Raw genomic sequence first — 4580 nt, 5'->3', positions numbered from 1 at the left:
AATGCTAGTTTTCATCCCAAGAACATTTTGGATGAACTTTGCATTCAAGATAAGCACTTTTTCTTACCTCTACCACCTTATTCACCAGATTTGAATCCTATTGAGCAAGCTTGGGCTATCTTGAAAAAGAAAGTGACAGATTTATTAAGGAAAGTTCCAAATATTTTTGAATGTTTAAAGTGCTTTTTTAAAACTAAATGACTATATATGAAAAAGCAATCACTTTTTTTGTTCCAGGTATTATCCTGATTGGTGTTTCCTTGCGGACTCCTTTTACTGTTTTACCCATTATTTTGGGAGATATTTCGCAAGGGCTGGGCGTAGAAGTTAGTTCACTTGGTGTCTTGACCAGTCTTCCCCTCCTCATGTTTACCCTCTTCTCACTATTTTCTACCCGACTGGCCCAGAAAATCGGCTTGGAGCATCTCTTTACCTATAGTCTCTTCTTCTTGACTATCGGTTCTCTGATTCGACTAATCAATCTGCCCTTGCTCTATCTAGGAACCTTGATGGTTGGGGCAAGTATCGCAGTCATCAATGTTCTGCTTCCTAGTCTCATCCAAGCCAATCAACCAAAGAAGATTGGTTTTCTGACCACCTTATATGTAACTTCTATGGGGATTGCGACGGCTCTGGCTTCCTATCTAGCTGTGCCTATTACACAAGCCAGTTCTTGGAAAGGCCTCATCATCCTCCTCACCTTGCTCTGTCTAGCAACTTTTTTGGTCTGGCTATCAAATCACCGCTATAATCACAGACTGGCTCCTCAAACCAAACAGAAAAGCCAAACAAAGGTCATGCGTAATAAACAGGTCTGGGCAGTTATTGTCTTTGCAGGTTTTCAATCCTTGCTCTTTTACACTGCTATGACTTGGTTACCTACCATGGCTATCCATGCAGGCCTATCCAGTCACGAAGCTGGCTTGCTGACTTCTATCTTCTCGCTGATTAGCATTCCTTTTTCAATGACCATCCCAAGCCTGACAACCAGCTTGTCAACTCGCAACCGTCAGCTCATGCTCACTCTGGTTTCACTAGCTGGTGTGGTCGGCATTTCCATGCTCTTCTTCCCGATCAATAGTTTCATTTACTGGCTTGCCATCCATCTCCTCATAGGAACCGCAACCAGCGCCCTCTTCCCTTATCTCATGGTCAACTTTTCGCTTAAGACCAGCTCGCCTGAAAAGACTGCGCAACTCTCAGGTCTGTCGCAAACAGGAGGCTATATCCTAGCAGCCTTTGGGCCAACTCTCTTTGGTTTCAGTTTTGACCTTTTCCACTCTTGGGTACCAGCTGTAGCTGCTCTCTTACTCGTCGATATCCTGATGACTGTGGCCCTCTTTACAGTGGATAGAGCTGATAAAATTCTCTAAACTTCTAGTTTTTTTCTAGAAGTTTTTTATATATAAAAATTTTACACATTTCTCTTGACAGGGCTTTCTTTTAGATGTACAATGTATGTGTAGAAAAATTATATATAAAAATATTACACATTAGAAAAGGAGGTTTCCCATGTACTTTCCAACATCCTCTGCCTTGATTGAATTTCTCATCTTGGCCGTACTGGAAAAAGGAGATTCTTATGGTTATGAGATTAGCCAAACCATTAAGCTGATCGCAAATATCAAAGAATCCACACTCTATCCCATTCTCAAAAAATTGGAAGGCAATAGCTTTCTGACAACCTATTCTAGAGAGTTCCAAGGTCGCATGCGCAAATACTACTCCTTGACAAATGGTGGTATAGAGCAGCTCTTGACCCTAAAAGATGAATGGACACTCTATACAGACACCATTAATGACATCATAGAAGGGAGTATCCGCCATGACAAGAACTGAATACCTGACTCAGCTAGAACTCTATCTCAAAAAACTGCCTCAGGCTGACCAAATTGAAGCCATGGACTATTTCAGGGAACTCTTTGACGATGCTGGAGCCGAAGGAGAAGAAGAACTCATCGCTAGCTTGGGAACTCCCAAAGAAGCGGCCCACGAAGTTCTCTCCAATCTTCTCGATAAAAAAATCAATGAAGCATCCGCTCAAAAAAATAACCGACAAATTTTACATATCGCCTTGTTAGCCCTCCTTGCAGCACCCATCGGTATTCCTCTGGGAATCGCCATCCTCGTGTCACTGTTCGCAATCTTTGTGGCAGCCTTGACTGTCATCTTGGCTTTCTTTGCGGTTTCCATACTTGGTATCATCGGCGGATTCCTATTTTTAGTTGAAAGTTTCACTGTCCTAGCCCAAGCCAAATCAGCCTTTATCTTGATTTTCGGCTCTGGTTTACTAGCCATCGGTGCTTCTTCGCTAGTTTTACTAGGCATTTCCTATGTAGCTCGCTTCTTCGGTCTACTCATTGTTCGCCTGGTGCAATTTGTTCTCAAAAAAGGAAAGAGAGGTGACCAGCATGCGTAAACTGACAAAAGGATTTCTCATTTTTGGTGTGGTGACTACCGTTGTCGGATTTATCATGCTCTTTGTAGGTATCCAATCTGACGGAATCAAGAGCCTACTTGCCATGTCCAAGGAGCCTGTCTATGATAGTCGGATGGAAGAACTGACCTTTGACAAGGAAGTCGAAAACCTAGAGATTACTCTCCATCAACACGCGCTGACCATCACAGACTCTTTGGATGATCAAATCCACATTTCTTACCATCCATCTCTTTCTGCTCACCATGATCTTATCACAAAGCAGAACGATAAAACGCTGAGCCTCACTGATAAGAAACTGTCTGAAACTCCATTTCTCTCTTCTGGAATTGGCGGGATTCTCCATATCGCAAGCAGCTACTCTCGTCGTTTTGAAGAAGTTATTCTCCAATTGCCAAAAGGGAGAACTCTAAAAGCAATCAACATCTCAGCAAATCGCGGTCAAACCAGTATCACCAATGCCAGCCTTGAAAATGCGACCCTCAATACCAATAATGGCTATCTCCTCCGGATTGAAGGAAGTCGTATCAAAAACAGTAAACTCACAACCCCTAATATCGTTAATATCTTTGATACAGACCTTACAGATAGTCAGCTAGAGTCAACAGAACATCACTTCCACGCTGAAAATATCCAAGTCCATGGCAAGGTTGAACTGACTGCCAAATATTATCTCAGAATCATCCTAGACCAGAAAGAGAACCAACGAATTAACTGGGACATCTCAAGTAACTATGGTTCTATCTTCCAATTTACAAGAGAAGAGCCTGAATCAAGAGGTACGGAATTAAGCAACCCTTACAAAACTGAAAAAACCGAAGCCAAAGATCAACTCATTGCTAGAGCTGATAATGATATTGAGCTAATATCCATACCAAACAGACGTTGACAAAAGCGCTTACATCTGCCACTATGGAAGCATATTTATCTAACTAAAAAGGAGGTTCTACCATGAAACAAGAATGGTTTGAAAGTAATGATTTTGTAAAATCACCAAATGAAAACAAATCAGAAGATTTATCACAAGAAATGATAGATAAAACTGAAGAAACGACAATTAATCTCGATACACCAATTGAAAAAAATACTCAAGTAGAGGAGGAAGTCTCTCAAGCTGAAGTCGAACTGGAAAGCCAGCAAGAAGAGAAAATTGAAACGCCTGAAGACAGTGAATCGAGAACAGAAATAGAAGAAAAGAAAGCATTAGATTCTACTGAAGAAGAGCAAGATTTTTCTAAAGAAACAGAAAAAGTCACTATAGCTGAAGAGAGTCAAGAAGCACTTCTTCAGCAAAAAATAACTACGAAAGAGCCACTTCTTATCAGTAAATCTTTAGAAAGTCCTTATATTCCCAACCAAGCTCCAAAATCTACGGATAAATGGAAAGAGCAAGTGCTTGATTTTTGGTCTTGGCTAGTGGAGGCTCTCAAATCTCCTACAAGCAAGCTTGAAACAAGTAGCACACACAGCTACACAGCCTTTCTCTTGCTCATTCTGTTTTCTGCATCTTCCTTTTTCTTTAGTATCTATCACATCAAACATGCTTACTATGGACATATAGCAACTATGCATAATCACTTCCCTGAACAATTTGCTTCATTAAATCTCTTTTCGATTATCTCTATTCTAGTAGCAACAACACTCTTCTTCTTTTCATTCCTCTTGGGTAGTTTCGTTGTGAGACGATTTATCCACCAAGAAAAGGACTGGACGCTAGAAAAGGTTCTCCAACAATATAGTCAACTCTTGGCAATTCCAATCTTCCTCACTGCTATTGCTAGTTTCTTTGCCTTCTTTGACAGCCTGCGATTTACAGCCCTCTTGTGTGTGATTAGCATTGGAATCATTCTGCTCGCTAGTCTCCATATCATTACAAGACCAAGTCAAGCAAGTGAAACCGACTCCTTTTATCAGTTATTCTTGTCTGTCCTTGTGAACGGAGTCATTATCCTCCTCTTCTTTGTAGCTGAAGTGGCACTGATTGGAGATTATCTCCGTATCTTGGCCTTTCTTTAAACTTCATACTCTTCGAAAATCTCTTCAAACCACGTCAGCTTCGTCTTACCGTAGATATATGTTCCTGACTTTGTCAGTCTTATCTACAACCTCAAAACAGTGTTTTGAGCAGCCTGCGGCTAGCTTC

The 4580-nt window shown here is 41.1% G+C and carries 5 protein-coding genes and 1 pseudogene; all 6 read left to right on the top strand.

What is annotated here, in order from left to right:
- On the top strand, positions 1-201 hold a 201-nt coding region (locus tag FGQ53_RS10450), incomplete at its 5' end, for a transposase (RefSeq protein ID WP_171019140.1).
- Between the two features lie 6 nt (positions 202-207).
- Positions 208-1373: pseudogene (locus tag FGQ53_RS10445) on the top strand (CynX/NimT family MFS transporter).
- A gap of 139 nt (positions 1374-1512) precedes the next feature.
- Positions 1513-1839 carry a PadR family transcriptional regulator gene (locus tag FGQ53_RS10440; RefSeq protein WP_138338585.1) on the top strand — a complete coding sequence of 109 codons (327 nt, stop codon included), beginning with the start codon at positions 1513-1515 and terminating at the stop codon, positions 1837-1839.
- Complete coding sequence (locus tag FGQ53_RS10435) at positions 1826-2419, top strand: DUF1700 domain-containing protein (RefSeq protein ID WP_138338582.1); 594 nt, start codon at positions 1826-1828, stop codon at positions 2417-2419. Before FGQ53_RS10440 ends, FGQ53_RS10435 begins: the two co-directional genes overlap by 14 nt.
- Positions 2412-3326: a DUF4097 domain-containing protein gene (locus tag FGQ53_RS10430; RefSeq protein ID WP_138338579.1), complete on the top strand. Its 915-nt coding sequence runs from the start codon at positions 2412-2414 to the stop codon at positions 3324-3326. Before FGQ53_RS10435 ends, FGQ53_RS10430 begins: the two co-directional genes overlap by 8 nt.
- Before the next feature lie 62 nt (positions 3327-3388).
- Positions 3389-4453 carry a DUF6574 domain-containing protein gene (locus FGQ53_RS10425; protein ID WP_138338576.1) on the top strand — a complete coding sequence of 355 codons (1065 nt, stop codon included), beginning with the start codon at positions 3389-3391 and terminating at the stop codon, positions 4451-4453.
- Positions 4454-4580: the final 127 nt, after the last annotated feature.

The sequence above is a fragment of the Streptococcus mitis genome, from assembly GCF_005844455.1.
GTDB classification, from domain to species: domain Bacteria; phylum Bacillota; class Bacilli; order Lactobacillales; family Streptococcaceae; genus Streptococcus; species Streptococcus mitis_BF.
The sequence above is the reverse complement of the archived record's forward strand: the minus strand, read 5'-3'. Positions and strand labels throughout refer to the sequence as shown.